This window comes from Citrobacter sp. RHBSTW-01013 (assembly GCF_013781985.1).
GTDB lineage: Bacteria > Pseudomonadota > Gammaproteobacteria > Enterobacterales > Enterobacteriaceae > Citrobacter > Citrobacter braakii.
Genome location: NZ_CP056185.1, coordinates 573296 through 590672, shown reverse-complemented (window position 1 = coordinate 590672; position 17377 = coordinate 573296). Strand labels below are relative to the sequence as shown.

General features: G+C 51.9%; 14 protein-coding genes and 2 tRNA genes. 4 read left to right on the top strand and 12 right to left on the bottom strand.

The window, feature by feature from the left end:
* Window positions 1-176: 176 nt before the first annotated feature.
* From infB to HV350_RS02935, 4 genes are all read right to left on the bottom strand, one after another.
* A complete protein-coding gene (infB, locus tag HV350_RS02950) occupies window positions 177-2867 on the bottom strand; it encodes a translation initiation factor IF-2 (protein ID WP_016154667.1) in 2691 nt (896 codons plus the stop codon).
* Between the two features lie 24 nt (window positions 2868-2891).
* A complete protein-coding gene (nusA, locus tag HV350_RS02945) occupies window positions 2892-4379 on the bottom strand; it encodes a transcription termination factor NusA (protein WP_003024992.1) in 1488 nt (495 codons plus the stop codon).
* 28 nt (window positions 4380-4407) lie between these two features.
* A complete protein-coding gene (rimP, locus tag HV350_RS02940; protein WP_003024996.1) occupies window positions 4408-4860 on the bottom strand; it encodes a ribosome maturation factor RimP in 453 nt (150 codons plus the stop codon).
* 207 nt (window positions 4861-5067) lie between these two features.
* A tRNA-Met gene (locus tag HV350_RS02935) sits at window positions 5068-5144 on the bottom strand.
* A 334-nt stretch (window positions 5145-5478) separates the two neighbouring features.
* Here HV350_RS02935 and argG point away from each other — a divergent pair.
* Window positions 5479-6822, top strand: a complete 1344-nt coding sequence (gene argG / locus HV350_RS02930; protein WP_003024998.1) for an argininosuccinate synthase — start codon at window positions 5479-5481, stop codon at window positions 6820-6822.
* Window positions 6823-7027: 205 nt separating this feature from the next.
* On the opposite strand, the gene HV350_RS02925 is transcribed toward argG, so the two are convergent.
* The 3 genes from HV350_RS02925 to HV350_RS02915 all read right to left on the bottom strand — a co-directional run bounded on the left by HV350_RS02925 (window position 7028) and on the right by HV350_RS02915 (window position 8517).
* Window positions 7028-7114: transfer RNA gene (locus tag HV350_RS02925), tRNA-Leu, on the bottom strand.
* A gap of 9 nt (window positions 7115-7123) precedes the next feature.
* The gene (secG, locus tag HV350_RS02920; RefSeq protein ID WP_003025000.1) at window positions 7124-7456 is read right to left on the bottom strand and encodes a preprotein translocase subunit SecG; all 333 of its coding nucleotides are present in this window, start codon (window positions 7454-7456) and stop codon (window positions 7124-7126) included.
* Window positions 7457-7623: 167 nt separating this feature from the next.
* Window positions 7624-8517, bottom strand: a complete 894-nt coding sequence (locus HV350_RS02915; RefSeq protein WP_181629751.1) for a LysR family transcriptional regulator — start codon at window positions 8515-8517, stop codon at window positions 7624-7626.
* 148 nt (window positions 8518-8665) lie between these two features.
* Here HV350_RS02915 and iadA point away from each other — a divergent pair, with 148 nt between their 5' ends.
* Together iadA and dcuC are read left to right on the top strand one after the other, a co-directional pair.
* Entirely contained in the window at window positions 8666-9799 is a 1134-nt protein-coding gene (gene iadA, locus HV350_RS02910; RefSeq protein ID WP_181629749.1) for a beta-aspartyl-peptidase, read from the top strand.
* A gap of 10 nt (window positions 9800-9809) precedes the next feature.
* The gene (gene dcuC / locus HV350_RS02905; RefSeq protein WP_019077781.1) at window positions 9810-11276 is read left to right on the top strand and encodes a C4-dicarboxylate transporter DcuC; all 1467 of its coding nucleotides are present in this window, start codon (window positions 9810-9812) and stop codon (window positions 11274-11276) included.
* Between the two features lie 44 nt (window positions 11277-11320).
* On the opposite strand, the gene glmM is transcribed toward dcuC, so the two are convergent.
* The 4 genes from glmM to rlmE form a co-directional block, all read right to left on the bottom strand.
* Complete coding sequence (glmM, locus tag HV350_RS02900) at window positions 11321-12658, bottom strand: phosphoglucosamine mutase (RefSeq protein WP_047413953.1); 1338 nt, start codon at window positions 12656-12658, stop codon at window positions 11321-11323.
* On the bottom strand, window positions 12651-13499 hold the full coding sequence (gene folP / locus HV350_RS02895) for a dihydropteroate synthase (RefSeq protein ID WP_181629747.1): 849 nt from the start codon (window positions 13497-13499) through the stop codon (window positions 12651-12653). The genes glmM and folP overlap by 8 nt, the downstream gene beginning before the upstream one ends.
* A 98-nt stretch (window positions 13500-13597) precedes the next feature.
* Entirely contained in the window at window positions 13598-15532 is a 1935-nt protein-coding gene (gene ftsH, locus HV350_RS02890; RefSeq protein ID WP_019077783.1) for an ATP-dependent zinc metalloprotease FtsH, read from the bottom strand.
* 99 nt (window positions 15533-15631) lie between these two features.
* Window positions 15632-16261: a 23S rRNA (uridine(2552)-2'-O)-methyltransferase RlmE gene (gene rlmE, locus HV350_RS02885; RefSeq protein WP_003025015.1), complete on the bottom strand. Its 630-nt coding sequence runs from the start codon at window positions 16259-16261 to the stop codon at window positions 15632-15634.
* Window positions 16262-16386: 125 nt separating this feature from the next.
* Here rlmE and yhbY point away from each other — a divergent pair, with 125 nt between their 5' ends.
* Window positions 16387-16680 carry a ribosome assembly RNA-binding protein YhbY gene (yhbY, locus tag HV350_RS02880; RefSeq protein ID WP_003025016.1) on the top strand — a complete coding sequence of 98 codons (294 nt, stop codon included), beginning with the start codon at window positions 16387-16389 and terminating at the stop codon, window positions 16678-16680.
* Window positions 16681-16833: 153 nt separating this feature from the next.
* Here yhbY and greA read toward each other — a convergent pair whose 3' ends face one another.
* Complete coding sequence (gene greA / locus HV350_RS02875; RefSeq protein WP_016154674.1) at window positions 16834-17310, bottom strand: transcription elongation factor GreA; 477 nt, start codon at window positions 17308-17310, stop codon at window positions 16834-16836.
* Window positions 17311-17377: the final 67 nt, after the last annotated feature.

The window sequence follows — 17377 nt, the reverse complement described above, 5'->3', positions numbered from 1 at the left end:
TTTTTAAATTTCTTGCCGGGTGGCGCTTCGCTTCCCCAGCCTACACTTAATCATCTTCTAAGGATTTTGGGTTGCAGCAAGGCGGCAAACTCGTAAATCCCCGGAAGCATAGATAACTATGTGACCGGGGTGATCGAGCGCAGCCAACGCAGTTGCGGCCCAAAAGACGACGAAGATTATGCGATGGTACGTTTGATCTCGATAATCTCGAACACTTCGATCATATCGCCAACGCGAACGTCGTTGTAGTTCTTAACGCCGATACCACATTCCATGCCATTACGGACTTCGTTGACGTCATCCTTGAAGCGGCGCAGGGATTCCAGCTCGCCTTCATAGATAACCACGTTGTCGCGCAGTACGCGGATTGGGTTGTGACGTTTAATCGTGCCTTCGGTAACCATACAGCCTGCGATAGCGCCGAATTTCGGTGATTTGAACACATCACGAACTTCAGCCAGACCAATGATCTGCTGTTTCAGTTCCGGAGACAGCATGCCGCTCATCGCTGCTTTCACTTCGTCGATCAGATGATAGATGACGGAGTAGTAACGCAGATCCAGGCTTTCTGATTCGATAACTTTACGTGCAGAGGCATCAGCACGGACGTTGAAGCCAACCAGAATCGCGTTGGATGCCGCAGCCAGGGTCGCGTCGGTTTCGGTGATACCACCTACGCCAGAACCGATAATCTTCACTTTTACTTCGTCGGTAGACAGTTTCAGTAAAGAGTCGGAAATCGCTTCTACAGAACCCTGAACATCGGCCTTCAGAACGATGTTCACTTCGTGAACTTCGCCTTCGGTCATGTTGGCGAACATGTTCTCCAGTTTAGATTTCTGCTGACGAGCCAGTTTAACTTCACGGAATTTGCCCTGACGGTACAGTGCAACTTCACGGGCTTTCTTCTCGTCACGAACAACGGTAACTTCGTCACCCGCAGCCGGAACACCGGACAGACCCAGGATTTCCACCGGAATGGATGGACCCGCTTCCAGTACTTCCTGACCCAGTTCGTTACGCATCGCACGAACGCGGCCGTATTCGAAACCACACAGTACGATGTCGCCTTTGTTCAGCGTACCTTCACGTACCAGCACGGTAGCAACCGGACCACGACCTTTATCCAGGAAGGATTCGATAACCGCACCGCTAGCCATACCTTTACGCACAGCTTTCAGTTCCAGTACTTCGGCCTGCAGCAGGATAGCATCCAGCAGTTCGTCGATACCGGTACCCGCTTTCGCAGAAACGTGAACGAACTGGCTCTCGCCGCCCCAATCTTCCGGCATGATGCCGTACTGGGACAGTTCGTTTTTAACGCGATCTGGATCCGCTTCTGGTTTATCGATTTTGTTGACTGCAACCACTACCGGCACACCTGCCGCTTTCGCGTGCTGGATAGCTTCGATAGTCTGCGGCATCACGCCGTCATCTGCTGCAACAACCAGAACAACGATATCCGTCGCCTGAGCACCACGAGCACGCATGGAGGTAAACGCGGCGTGACCCGGGGTATCCAGGAAGGTGATCATACCGTTGTCAGTTTCAACATGGTACGCACCGATGTGCTGAGTAATGCCGCCCGCTTCGCCAGAGGCAACTTTCGTGGAGCGAATGTAGTCCAGCAGAGAGGTTTTACCGTGGTCAACGTGACCCATGATGGTCACTACCGGTGCGCGCGGTTCTGCCGCAGCGCCGGTGTCACGGTCGCTCATTACTGCTTCTTCCAGCTCGTTTTCACGACGCAGGATAACTTTGTGGCCCATCTCTTCGGCAACCAGCTGTGCGGTTTCCTGGTCGATGACCTGGTTAATGGTCGCCATTGCGCCCAGCTTCATCATCGCTTTGATGACCTGAGAACCTTTGACTGCCATCTTGTTCGCCAGATCGCCAACGGTGATGGTTTCGCCGATCACAACGTCACGGTTAACGGCCTGAGCCGGCTTCTGGAAGCCCTGCTGCAGAGCGGAACCTTTACGCTGCTTACCGCCTTTACCGCCGCGAACCGCTGCACGCGCTTCTTCACGGTCAGCTTTAGATTCAGCGTGTTTGTTACCTTTCTTCGCCGGACGCGCTGCTTTCGTGCTGCGAGTACGACCACGGCCGCCTTCTACTTCACGATCGTTCTCGTCTTCTGCCTGGCGAGCATGCTGAGAGGTGGTGACGTGATAATCGCTGGTATCTTCAACAGGTTCAGCGTTATTCACACCATTCTTCTCGTTTTCTTCCGCCATACGGCGAGCTTCTTCCGCTACGCGGCGCGCTTCTTCTTCAAGCTTGCGACGTGCTTCTTCTTCCGCTTTACGCTTCAGTTCTGCGGCTTCATTTTCACGGCGGGCTTTTTCGGCCTGGGCGGTTTTAGTCATATCGTCGGTCTGTTGATTGCTCACTTTGTCTTTTTCCGCAGCTTCACGTTTCGCTTTATCAGCGGCTTCACGCTTAGCTTGTTCTGCGGCCTCACGTTCGGCTTTTTGTTGCGCCTCGCGTTTGGCAGCTTCTTCTGCCTCACGACGGGCTTGCTCTTCCGCTTCACGCTGCGCCTGCTCTTCCGCGGCAAGGCGTTCAGCCTCTTGCGGATCGCGTTTCACAAAGGTGCGTGTCTTGCGGACTTCGATTTGTACCGATTTGCTTTTTCCACCGGTACCTGGAATATTGAGAGTACTGCGCGTTTTACGCTGCAATGTCAACTTATCGGGCGCTGAGCCGTTTTCACGGTTCAGATGCGCCAGTAAGGTTTGTTTCTCTTGTGCGGACACAGAGTCGTCAGCAGACTTCGGGATACCTGCATCAGCAAATTGCTGTACCAGGCGATCCACGGAGGTCTGTATCTCTGCAGCCAGCGTTTTTACGGTTACATCTGTCATACTGTTCCTTCCTGCTACAGTTTATTACGCTTCGTCGCCGAACCAGCAAATATTACGGGCAGCCATAATCAGCTCACCGGCTTTTTCGTCGGTCAACCCTTCGATATCAGCCAGATCATCAATGCCCTGTTCAGCGAGATCTTCCAGCGTACAAACACCACGGGCAGCCAGTTTGAAAGCCATCTCACGATCCAATCCTTCCAGATTCAGCAGATCGTCAGCCGGTTTGTTATCACCGAGACTTTCTTCCTGGGCCAGTGCCAGAGTGGTCAGTGCGTTTTTAGCACGCTCGCGCAGCGCTTCAACGGTCTGTTCATCCAGGCCGTCAATTTCCAGCAGCTCTTTCATTGGCACGTAGGCCAGTTCTTCCAGCGTCGCAAAACCTTCTTCTACCAGAACCGTCGCGAAATCTTCATCGATATCGAGATATTTGGTGAAGGTATCAATGGCTGCATGTGCTTCAGCCTGATGCTTCGCCTGCAGGTCATCAACGGTCATCACGTTGAGTTCCCAACCGCTCAGTTGTGAAGCCAGGCGGACGTTCTGACCATTACGTCCAATCGCCTGAGCCAGGTTACCGGCTTCAACCGCGATATCCATGGTGTGTTTGTCTTCATCCACCACGATAGAAGCGACGTCTGCTGGCGCCATTGCGTTAATCACGAACTGCGCCGGGTTATCATCCCACAGGACGATATCGATACGCTCGCCGCCCAGTTCGGTAGAAACCGCCTGAACGCGCGCACCGCGCATACCCACACAGGCGCCGACCGGATCAATACGCTTGTCGTTGGTCTTAACGGCGATTTTCGCACGTGAACCTGGATCGCGAGCAGCCGCTTTAATTTCGATCACTTCTTCGCCAATTTCCGGCACTTCAATGCGGAACAGCTCTATCAGCATTTCCGGTTTGGAACGGGTTACGAACAGCTGCGCACCGCGCGCTTCCGGGCGTACAGAGTAAAGAACGCCACGAATACGGTCACCTGGGCGGAAGTTTTCACGCGGCAGCATGTCTTCACGCAGGATCACGGCTTCAGCATTGCTGCCCAGATCCAGAGAAATGTTGTCGCGGTTAACTTTCTTCACCACACCGGTGACGATTTCGCCTTCGTGTTCGCGGAACTGATCGACAACCATTGCGCGTTCGGCTTCACGTACTTTCTGTACGATAACCTGTTTCGCGGTCTGGGTGGTGATACGGTCAAAGGTGACAGATTCAATCTGATCTTCAACATATTCGCCCACGTTCAGACTTTCGTCTTCGAAGCGTGCCGCTTCCAGCGTAATTTCTTTGGTCGGCTGAGTAACTTCTTCTACGATTACCCAACGACGGAAGGTATCGAAATCACCGCTTTTACGATCGATTTCTACGCGAACGTCGATCTCTTGCTCATATTTTTTCTTTGTTGCTGTAGCCAGCGCACTTTCCAGCGCTTCAAAAATTTTCTCGCGTGGCAGCGCTTTTTCGTTGGATACGGCTTCAACAACAGCCAAAATTTCTTTGTTCATCGCGGGCTTTTCACCTCAATCCAGACTGTTAAAAGTGGGGAACCAGGTTCGCCTTCTGGATATTACTCAGCGCGAACACTTCATCTTTACCTTCGACTGTGACCGTGATCATCTCACCATCCACCGCTTTGATAACGCCCTGCCATTTACGACGGTTTTGTACCGCCATACGAAGAACCAGCGTCACTTCTTCACCCAGGAAACGCACGTAGTGTTCAGCTGTGAACAGAGGACGGTCGAGACCCGGAGAGGAGACTTCCAGGTTGTAGGCAACGGTGATTGGGTCTTCGACATCCATCACGGCGCTTACCTGATGGCTCACATCAGCACAATCATCAACATTGATGCCATCTTCACTATCAATATAGATGCGCAGTGTGGATGTGCGACCACGAATAAATTCGATGCCGACCAACTCGTAGCCCAGGGCTTCAACTGGCGCTGTAATCATCTCTGTTAATTTTTGCTCTAATGTGGACAAGCCCACCCCCAAGACATAAAAAAAGGGCCTAAAGCCCAGTTATTCTGTAGTCAGATAACAAAAAACCCCGATAAATCGGGGCTTTATATAACTGAACCCTATAACCGCACCTGCGGTTCGGAAAACCTTCCGAAAGAATTTTTTTCAAATCCAGCTACGAAGGCCTAAGTCTTCACAGTATATTTGAAAAAGAACTCTAAGGGAAAGTGGTTGCGGGGGCCGGATTTGAACCGACGACCTTCGGGTTATGAGCCCGACGAGCTACCAGGCTGCTCCACCCCGCGCCTGAAACGTGGCAAATTTTACTCGTTTTGGGTAAAAAATGCAAATACTGCTGGGATTTGGTACCGAGGACGGGACGTAAAATCTGCGCACAGTATATTGATTCACTATGCGGTATGTCAACCTTGTTACGACTATGCAAATCAATGAATGCTGCCCAGCGAATATTCGACCAGATAAATGTGTCACCCGCGCCGTTATTTAACGAAATTATCACTAAACTCTTCCTGTCATCCAGAAAAGATGATTAAATGAAAACTCACTTATTTTGCATAAAAATGCAATTAGTATAATAAGCCGACCTCTTCACCAGTCTATCAAGCAGGGTTTTATTTTATGACGACGATTCTCAAGCATCTCCCGGTAGGTCAACGTATTGGTATCGCTTTTTCCGGCGGCCTGGACACCAGTGCAGCACTGCTGTGGATGCGACAAAAAGGGGCTGTCCCATATGCATATACTGCGAATTTGGGCCAGCCGGATGAGGATGACTATGACGCCATTCCTCGCCGTGCAATGGAATATGGTGCTGAGAATGCTCGCCTGGTAGATTGCCGTAAGCAGCTGGTTGCCGAAGGGATTGCTGCGATTCAGTGCGGTGCATTCCACAACACCACCGGCGGACTGACCTATTTCAATACCACTCCGCTGGGCCGTGCTGTCACCGGCACCATGCTGGTTGCGGCCATGAAAGAAGATGGCGTAAATATCTGGGGTGACGGTAGCACCTATAAAGGTAACGATATTGAACGCTTCTATCGTTACGGTCTGCTGACCAACGCCGAACTGCAGATTTACAAACCATGGCTGGATACCGATTTTATCGATGAACTCGGCGGTCGCCATGAGATGTCCGAATTTATGATTGCCTGTGGTTTCGACTACAAGATGTCCGTTGAGAAAGCGTACTCCACGGACTCCAATATGCTCGGGGCGACCCACGAAGCAAAAGACCTCGAATTTCTGAACTCCAGCGTCAAAATCGTCAACCCGATTATGGGCGTGAAATTCTGGGATGAGAGCGTGAAGATCCCGGCAGAAGAAGTCACCGTGCGTTTTGAGCAGGGTCATCCGGTTGCGCTGAACGGTAAAACCTTCAGCGACGACGTTGAGATGATGCTGGAAGCCAACCGCATCGGCGGTCGTCACGGTCTGGGTATGAGCGATCAGATTGAAAACCGTATCATTGAAGCGAAAAGCCGGGGCATCTACGAAGCTCCGGGGATGGCATTGCTGCACATCGCCTATGAGCGTTTGCTGACCGGGATTCACAACGAAGACACCATCGAGCAGTATCACGCGCACGGTCGCCAGCTTGGTCGTCTGTTGTATCAGGGCCGCTGGTTTGACTCTCAGGCGCTGATGCTGCGTGACGGTCTGCAGCGTTGGGTTGCCAGCCAGATTACGGGTGAAGTGACGCTGGAACTGCGTCGCGGTAATGATTACTCCATCCTCAACACCGTGTCTGACAATCTGACTTACAAACCAGAACGTCTGACGATGGAAAAAGGCGACTCGGTATTCTCTCCGGATGATCGTATCGGTCAGTTGACCATGCGTAATCTGGATATCACTGATACCCGCGAGAAGCTGTTCGGTTATGCGCAGTCTGGTCTGCTGACCGCCTCTTCCACAACCGGCCTGCCGCAGGTTGAAAATCTGGAAAACAAGGCGAAGTAAATATTCATCATCTTCAGGCCGCGAAAGCGGCCTTTTTTATGCGCAGAAAATAGGGATGTTCTGTTACCCTGAGGCCTGATAAGCCAGGCATCATCAGGTATTGTAATAGTCGGACGGCGTCCTAAATGTCTTATCCGACCTACAGAACTACCACAAATGACAGACGAAAAAAAAGACGCTTTGCAGCGTCTTTTTTTTTGGAATTTGGTACCGAGGATGGGACTCGAACCCACAAGCCCGTTAGGGCACTACCACCTCAAGGTAGCGTGTCTACCAATTCCACCACCTCGGTACAGAATACTTAGCGTGGGATATCGCTGGTCGGCTGAGCCGGAGCAGCTGGCTGAGTTTGCTCGGTTTTCGCCGGTGCACTCAGATTTTCCCACTCACTTCCTTTATTGGTCTTATTGCTGTTCATGTTACCCAGCACCAGACTGATGATGAAGAACAAGGTTCCCAATACAGCTGTCATGCGGGTCATGAAGTTACCAGAACCACTTGAACCAAACAGAGTACCAGAAGCGCCTGCGCCAAAAGAGGCTCCCATATCAGCGCCTTTGCCTTGCTGCAGCATGATCAAGCCTACCAGGCCAATTGCCACAATAAGGAAAACTACTAAAAGAGCTTCGTGCATAATCAACCTGTTCCTTGCGGAGTTGCCGCGTACAATGCTTCGACCATTAAAGCGGGAATGTTTACTGTTTCCCACTGAAGCGGGTGTGAATACTAACCAAAGCGAATAACCTTCGCAAGGGCAATTTGTTGGCATTGTATCAACTGCGGAAAAAATCGCCATATCAATCAAAAACGCAGCAACTTCTCCCAGCATCTCTGCATGACGGCGCGTTGATCGTCAAGATTCGCCCATACCACAACGGGGATTTTACAAATCAGGTCAGCGTTTTCTGGCCAGCAGTGAATAATTTGCTGGTTCACCAACTCTTCCGCCACCATCGATTCGGGTAACCATGCCATTCCCATATGCCGCAGCACCATTTCTCGTATCGTTTCGCTTAAACCACTCTCAAACACTTTTTTCAGACGTGGGCGGACGCGTTGTTCAGCTGGCTCAATAATGCGTCTGACAAAGGTGTAGTCGCTATAGCATAGCCATGGGATCGGCACATGCGGATCGTTAAGCGCATTAGCCAACTGCGCAGAAATAACCGGTATAAATCGCTCATACCGCCATAGTGAACGTTTTAACCCTCCGGCAATCTCCAGCCCCGGCTGCGAAGATGGTAAATCGTAGGTCACCAGCAGATCGATTTGCCGATCTATCAAGGCGTTAAAGTGGTTGTCTATCCCCTGAATACTGGCATTAACCGTAAAATTTAACTGCGGTTCACTCTGTCGCAGATAGTTGATCATATCCGGCAGGATATTCACCGACAGCGTATGCAGGCTAACCATCACCAGCGTATTGTCCGTTGCTGGCGTCATCGCCGATAGCTCGTGGCGCGCCTCTGTTAGTGTACTGAGGACGTGCCGGGCATAGGGTTCAAAGCGTTCACCATAGCGTGTCAGCGTAACGGGGGTCGTGGTCCGGTCAAACAACGGCACCCCTAACACCTCTTCCAGCGCCTTTATACGCCGACTGAGTGCGGGTTGAGTAATATGCCGCTGCGCCGCGGCCTGAGAGTAGTTTCCATGCTGACTCAATGCCAGAAAATCTTCCAGCCACTTACAATCCACGTTGAACTCTCCACCATGCCATAACCGCATCCTCCAATACCAAATCGGTAATAGTCATAGTTATAGTAATGGCTTTATGGTGGGCATCATAACAACAATATTCCTTTTCACCTGCCGACTCTCACCCACGACGTTTGACAGGACCTATATGTTTACTTTATTGACCAATGCCCGTGTTTTTTCTCCCGAGGATTTAGGCCTCTGCTCCCTGCTCATTCATGCCGACCGAATTGTGGCGGTAGAAAAAGATATTTCCCTGTTTGATGGCGTCGACGAGGTCATCGATTGTCATGGTAAATGGGTTATCCCAGGCATAATCGATCAGCATGTCCATCTTACCGGTGGCGGTGGCGAGGCTGGATTTGCCAGCCGAACGCCAGCCGTCAAGCTACGCGATCTGATTCAGGCAGGTATTACCACGGTTGTCGGCGTGTTAGGTACCGATGCCATTTCTCGTTCGCCCAAAGACCTCTACGCCAAAATGCAGTCTCTCAACCTTGAGGGATTACGCGCATTTATGCATACGGGAGCCTACGCGGTACCCAGCCCAACCATTACGCGATCCATCCGCGGTGACATGACCTTCATTCCGGCGATTCTTGGCGTCAAAATCGCCCTCGCCGATCACCGTGGTTCTTACCCCTCTTTCCAGGAATTGCTGAGAATAGTAAGCGATATCCGCGTGGCTTCCCTGCTGGCAGGCAAAAAAGGGTTACTGCATGTACATCTTGGGAATCTGCCTGAAGGGATGTCACAGCTTATTGAGCTGTGTGATGCAGGCATTCCGATTCACCACATTTCACCGACCCATGTTGCGAGAACAGCGCCCTTGTTCGAACAGGCGATTGCGTTCGCTCATCGTGGCGGCCATATCGACGTTACGTCTGGCGGTAGTCGCTTTATGCCTCAGGAGCAGGCAATCCTCCACGCTCTGGAAGCCCAGGTTCCAGCCGATCGCATCACGATCAGCTCTGATGGTAATGGCAGTGTTCCGCGCTTTAACGCCCAGGGTATTGTGGAAGGCTTAAGCGCGGCACCGGTCGCAGGTAACCTTAATCTTCTTCCTCGCTTGATTGATGTGGGGATCCCGGTGCCACAAGCGATCGCGATGTTGACGGCAAACGTTGCGCGCTCGCTGGGTATTTCCGGCGGCGTGCTCTGCGCCGGGGAACGTGCCGATATCTGTGTACTCAATGATGACCTCTCGCTGGCCCATCTGTTCGCTGCGGGTAAGCCGTTGCTGCGGGATGGCGAGTGCCTGGTTACTGGCAACTTCGAGTAAGGGGGCAAGAATGTCATTATTACTGGCGCTAATTGCCATCATTTTTGCCGGACGTCTGATCCTCAAAAAATATCACCCCCAGTCAGTGTTACTGTTGACCGGGATTGTGCTGCTGCTTATCGCGCATTTTAGCGGGATGACCACGCTCAGTGACCTGGTGAAAAAAAGCACCGGATTCGGCCCCTTTGATGCCTTCGAGTTTATTCGCGATACCCTGAGCGTGCGCCTCGGCGGCCTTGGGCTGCAAATTATGCTGATTGGTGGTTTCGCTACATATATGTCGGCCATTGGCGCAAGCCAGGTGCTGGTTCGGGTGACGTCTCGCCCTTTGCAACGCCTGAACTCACCGTATCTGCTGTTGGGACTGGCGCTGTTGCTGGGTCAATTCCTGTCGCTGTTTATCAGCAGCGCCACCGGGCTGGGTCTGCTGTTGATGGCGACGCTCTACCCGCTGCTGACCCGTCTTGGCTGTAGCCGCGCTGCCGTTGCCGCCGTTATCGCCAGTACCTGTGCGGTTGAATTTGGTCCAGGTTCCGGCAACTCGGTTCTCGCCGCCAAAACCGCAGGCATCGAGGTGGTGAACTATTTCGTGCAGGATCAGTTGCCGATCGTCGTCCCCGTTATTCTGTTCATCGCCCTGTTACATATTGTTGTGCAACGCTTTTTCGACCATCGGGAAAGCGGTGACGGTGTGGCTCAGCAGATGCAGACATTAACGTCGACCGATGAAACTGAAGCACCGATCGCCTGGCTTTTTCTGCCCATGCTGCCGCTGGTGTTGATGCTGGTGTGCAGTGATTTAGTATTCAGTTCGCTCAAAATTACGCTGGATACCGCCGTACTGATAAGCCTCGCCATTACCCTGGTTTGTGAGTATTGCCGTCATCGTAAGGCGCGCGAGGTGATGGCAGGCGTACAAAAAGTCTTCGACAGCATGGGCAGCGTTTTTGCTACCGTCGTCACGCTGATTATCGCCGGTGAAGTCTTTTCAGCCGGACTGAAAGCTATTGGCGCCGTCGATGCGCTGCTGTCGCTTTCCGGTGAATTTGGCCTCAGCGCCGCCTCTATTATCCTGCTGATGACCCTTATCACCTTTGCAATTTCAGCGCTAATGGGCTCAGGAAATGCGGCGTTTTTCTCCTTCGCCCCGATGGTACCGGACATCAGCCGTCATATCGGTAGCGACATCGCAGTCATGATGTTGCCTATCCAGATATCGGCGGGTATTGGTCGTACGTTATCCCCCATTGCCGGCGTCATAATTGCTATCGCGGGAATTGCAGGCGTCTCGCCTGTGGATATTGTTAAGCGCACCGCGATTCCGATGCTGGGCGGTTGGTTACTGATGATTGCGCTGACCTTTGCCCGGTCAGGGCATTTGCTGGCGGTTCTGCCGTGGCTGGCAGTCCTTGTAATATTAATGATCGGTGGTTACTTCTGGCAGCGCCGACATAAACAGTCGCTTCCCGTACAGTAAAAAAAACCGGAGTCCCAGACTCCGGTTTTCACTGTTTTTAGTGATTACACCGCTTTGACGGCATCGGCAATACGGTGAGCGAATTCAGTCACCTGCGCTTCATCTTCACCTTCAACCATAACGCGAATTAACGGTTCTGTACCTGACTTACGCAGCAGAACACGTCCGCGATTGCCCAGTGCAGCTTCAACTTCAGCCATCACCGCTTTCACGTTTTCATGTTCCAGCGGATCGCCGCTACCTGCGGTGTAACGTACGTTAACCAGCAGTTGCGGGAACATTTTCATGCCGCTGCACAGGTCGTGCAAACTCATATGGTTGCGCACCATCGCCGCCAGTACCTGCAGACCTGCAACAATACCGTCACCGGTGGTGGTTTTGTCCAGCAGGATCACATGGCCTGAGTTTTCAGCACCGATACGCCAGCCTTTTTCCTGCATTTTTTCCAGTACGTAGCGGTCGCCGACTTTCGCACGGGCAAACGGAATACCCAACTGTTTCAGCGCCAGCTCGAGGCCCATATTGCTCATCAGCGTGCCTACCGCGCCACCGCGCAGTTGCCCCTGACGCAGGGCTTCACGGGCAATGATGTACATGATCTGATCGCCATCGACCTTATTGCCTTCGTGGTCAACCATAATGACGCGGTCGCCGTCACCATCCAGCGCAATACCCAGATCGGCTTTTTCCGCCATCACGCGCGCCTGCAGGGCGCGGACGTCGGTGGCACCGACTTCTTCATTGATATTCACACCGTTTGGCTCACAGCCAATAGCAATCACGTTTGCGCCCAGCTCACGCAGTACATTTGGCGCAATGTGGTACGTCGCACCATTAGCGCAATCCACCACGATTTTAAGCTCACTCAGACTCAATTCATTCGGGAAGGTGCCTTTGCAAAACTCGATATAACGACCAGCAGCATCAACGATACGGGTAGCTTTACCCAGGTCAGCCGAGTCCACGCAGGTGATCGCTTTTTCCATTTCGGCTTCGATAGCTTCTTCAACCGCATCCGGCAGTTTGGTCCCATCGATGGAGAAGAATTTAATCCCGTTGTCATAGTACGGGTTGTGCGAAGCGGAGATAACAATCCCGGCTTCAGCACGGAAGGCGCGCGTCAGATACGCAATGGCGGGTGTTGGCATTGGGCCCGTGAAAGAAGCCGACAGTCCGGCGGCAGCCAGACCCGCTTCCAGTGCGGACTCCAGCATATAGCCAGAAATACGCGTATCTTTGCCGATAATAATTTTACGTGAACCATGACGTGCCAGCACTTTTCCTGCAGCCCAACCCAGTTTGAGCACAAAGTCAGGGGTAATTGGGGCGTCGCCTACGCGACCACGGATCCCATCGGTGCCAAAATATTTACGATTACTCATAGCGTTTATTTTCCTTTGCAGACAATGTGGCTTCCACCACACGCATCGCTTCTACGGTTTCTTTGACGTCATGGACACGAACGATATGCGCCCCCTGCATTGCCGCAATGACCGCGCACGCAAGGCTCCCGCTCAGGCGTTCGGATGGCCCCACATTCAACAACTGGCCAACCATTGATTTTCGTGACATTCCAACCAGCAATGGCAGATTAAAATGATGAAACTCAGCCAAACGTGCCAGTAATGTGTAGTTGTGAGTGAGATTTTTACCGAATCCGAACCCGGGGTCGAGCAACAATTTATCTTTTGTGATTCCAGCCCGCTCGCAGCGTGCTATTTGTTCAACAAAGTAACGATTTACATCAGCAAAAACATCCTCGTACTTTGGTGCTTCCTGCATGGTTTTCGGCTGACCCTGCATATGCATCAGACAAACCGGTAATCCGGTTTCTGCTGCGGCTTCCAGCGCCCCAGGTTCCGAGAGTGAGCGAATGTCATTGATGATATGTGCGCCGACTCTGGCGCACTCGCGAATCACTTCTGCTTTTGAAGTATCGACCGAAATCCACACTTCAAAACGTTGAGCAATCGCCTCCACCACCGGGATCACTCGCAGCAACTCTTCTTCCACGCTCACATCGGCCGCGCCTGGACGCGTGGATTCACCACCCACATCAATGATAGTCGCCCCGGCGTTAATCATCAGGTTTGCGTGTTTTACCGCCTCAACCAGAGAGTTGTGCGCACCACCATCGGAAAAGGAATCTGGCGTGACGTTCAAAATCCCCATGACGTGCGGATGGCTGAGATCCAGTGAAGACCCCTGAGCAAAGAGTTTCATAGTTTTATCCCTGATAACATCTTGAATATACAAATAAGAAAAACCCCGGGGCAAGCCCCAGGGTTTTAAATTAAAACACGGTCATCATCAACGATAACTTATTTGTCGCCCAGTTGCTCTGACATGGTGCCAGAGTCCGGCGCACGCGGTTCATCAACCGGACGTGGCGCGCTCGGCTTGCCGGTGCTGCCAGAGTTGTTGTTAGAAGAACCCGGTTCTTCCCAACCCGCTGGCGGACGTACCTCGCGGCGAGCCATCAGATCATCAATCTGCGGCGCATCGATGGTCTCATATTTCATGAGCGCATCTTTCATCGAGTGCAGAATGTCCATGTTTTCGTTCAGCAGACGACGCGCACGGTCATAGTTACGCTCAATCAGCAGTTTAACTTCCTGATCGATAATACGAGCCGTTTCATCGGACATATGTTTAGCTTTCGCCACAGAACGTCCCAGGAACACTTCGCCTTCTTCTTCAGCGTACAGCAACGGACCGAGTTTCTCGGAGAAGCCCCACTGAGTAACCATGTTACGCGCCAGGTTAGTCGCGACTTTAATGTCGTTCGACGCACCGGTAGAAACATGTTCAACACCGTAGATGATCTCTTCCGCCAGACGACCGCCGTACAGCGTGGAGATCTGACTTTCCAGTTTCTGACGGCTGGCGCTGATAGCGTCGCCTTCAGGCAGGAAGAAGGTCACACCCAGCGCACGACCGCGCGGGATAATCGTCACTTTGTGCACCGGATCGTGTTCCGGTACCAGGCGACCGATAATCGCGTGGCCTGCTTCGTGATACGCGGTAGATTCTTTCTGCGCTTCCGTCATCACCATGGAGCGACGTTCCGCACCCATCATGATTTTGTCTTTCGCTTTCTCGAACTCAACCATCGATACAACACGCTTGTTGCCACGAGCTGCAAACAGCGCCGCTTCGTTGACCAGGTTCGCGAGATCTGCACCGGAGAAGCCAGGCGTACCACGTGCAATGATTGCCGCATCGATATCCGGAGACAGCGGTACGCGACGCATATGCACTTTCAGGATCTGTTCACGACCGCGGACATCCGGCAGACCAACCACAACCTGACGGTCGAAACGGCCTGGACGCAGCAGCGCAGGGTCAAGAACGTCCGGACGGTTAGTTGCCGCGATAACGATAATGCCTTCGTTACCTTCGAAGCCGTCCATCTCAACCAGCATCTGGTTCAGCGTCTGCTCACGTTCATCGTGACCACCGCCCAGACCTGCACCACGCTGGCGGCCTACGGCGTCGATTTCATCGATGAAGATGATGCACGGTGCCGCTTTCTTGGCTTGTTCAAACATGTCACGCACACGAGATGCACCGACACCCACGAACATTTCTACGAAATCAGAACCGGAAATGGTGAAGAAAGGAACCTTCGCTTCACCTGCGATAGCTTTCGCCAGCAGGGTTTTACCCGTACCCGGAGGACCGACCATCAGGACGCCTTTCGGGATTTTACCGCCCAGCTTCTGGAAACGGCTCGGTTCGCGCAGATACTCAACCAGCTCAGCAACTTCTTCTTTTGCTTCGTCGCAACCAGCAACGTCCGCAAAAGTCGTTTTGATCTGATCTTCCGTCAGCATGCGCGCTTTGCTCTTGCCGAACGACATGGCACCTTTGCCACCACCGCCCTGCATTTGACGCATGAAGAAGATCCAGACACCAATCAGCAGCAGCATTGGGAACCAGGAAATGAAGATAGAAGCCAGCAGGCTCGGCTCTTCAGGCGGTTCACCAACAACCTTGACGTTTTTGGTCAGCAGGTTATCAAGCAGCTTCGGATCGTTAACCGGAATGTAGGTCGTGTAACGGTTACTATCTTTCTTGGTAACGTTAATCTCACGTCCGTTGATCTTCGCTTCACGAACCTGGTCCTGATTGACCTCTTGCAGGAAGGTAGAGTAATCAACCTTACGGCCATTAGACTCGCTGGGCCCAAAGCTCTGGAATACTGACATCAGCACAACGGCAATGACCAGCCAGAGAATTAGGTTTTTCGCCATGTCACTCAAGGGATTAACCTCATATTACAACTGTGTTAAAAACAGCGTCAGGATACTCTATATCCAGTTTCTTTCAAACTTTCGTTTGAAATCTACCGGTTATGGTTTACGCCCGGTCGCTACAATATACACTTCACGCGAACGGGCGCGAGAAGAGTCCGGCTTACGAACTTTGACCTTCGTAAACAGGGAGCGAATCTCTCTTAGATACTCATCGAAGCCTTCGCCCTGGAACACCTTCACTACAAAACTACCACCTGGCGCTAATACATCACGAGCCATTCCAAGCGCCAGCTCTACCAGATACATGGCCCGGGGAATATCCACCGCCGGTGTTCCACACATATTTGGCGCCATATCAGACATGACAACTTGTACTTTACTGTCACCTACGCGCTCAAGTAACGCTTTCAGAACTAATTCATCACGAAAGTCGCCCTGAAGGAAGTCCACACCAACGATTGGATCCATAGGTAAAAGATCGCAAGCGATAATGCGGCCAGTGTTGCCGATCTGCGTAACCGCATATTGCGACCAGCCACCAGGAGCAGCACCGAGATCAACAATCGTCATCCCCGGTTTAAAAATTTTGTCACTTTGCTGTATTTCATCAAGTTTAAACCAGGCACGGGAACGTAACCCCTTTTTCTGCGCCTGCTGAACATATTTATCGCTAAAGTGTTCCTGAAGCCAGCGACTCGAGCTGGCAGAACGCTTTTTACCTGTCATTTCACATTCCCAAAGGGCAGTTCATCGTAACCAATGGTGTAAATTTCTACACAGCTATTTGGCGATATATGGGAGATGGCGGTAGAATGACCAGTTTTCAATCCCAACGTAAGCAAAAATATACGATGAATCTGAGTACTAAACAAAAACAGCACCTGAAAGGTCTGGCACATCCGCTCAAGCCTGTAGTTATGCTTGGCAACAATGGTTTGACCGAAGGGGTACTGGCCGAGATTGAACAAGCGTTAGAGCACCATGAACTTATCAAGGTGAAAATCGCCTCGGAAGATCGCGATACTAAAACCTTGATCGTGGAAGCTATCGTACGCGAAACCGGCGCCTGCAATGTACAGGTCATCGGTAAAACGCTGGTACTGTATCGCCCGACTAAAGAACGTAAAATCTCGCTGCCACGCTAAGAATATCCCAAAGTTGCACACGAAGTTTGTGTAAAACGCGGGATTTTCCGCTAGCAGGAGAGCAAAATGCCACGCTCTCTTCGTTGATAAAAGGCCGCTATGCGGCCTTTTTCCTTTCTTTACAATGTATCAACATCTTAACCAAGATGCGAATTACAGGTATTCTACCTTCGTTACTTCATATTCAACTTCACCGCCCGGCGTTTTAATAACCACCACGTCATCCTGTTCTTTACCGATCAGGCCACGAGCAATAGGCGAGTTCACCGAAATCAGGTTCTGTTTAAAATCGGCTTCATCATCGCCGACAATACGCCAGGTCTGCTCTTCGTCGTTATCGAGATTCAGCACGGTGACCGTCGCGCCGAAAACTACGCGACCATTGTTCGGCATTTTTGTGACGTCGATAACCTGCGCGTTGGACAGTTTAGCTTCGATATCTTTAATGCGCCCTTCGCAGAAACCCTGCTGTTCGCGCGCCGCGTGATACTCTGCATTTTCTTTCAGGTCGCCATGCTCGCGCGCATCTGCGATAGCGGCAATGATTTCAGGACGGCGCACCGATTTCAGAAAATCCAGCTCTTCGCGCAGTTTTTCAGCACCACGTAAGGTCATTGGGATAGCTTGCATTTGTTATACCTCTTGAACATTCCTGTAGGGGGCGGCTGCTCTCACCCCGGCTGCTAAGCCCACTCTG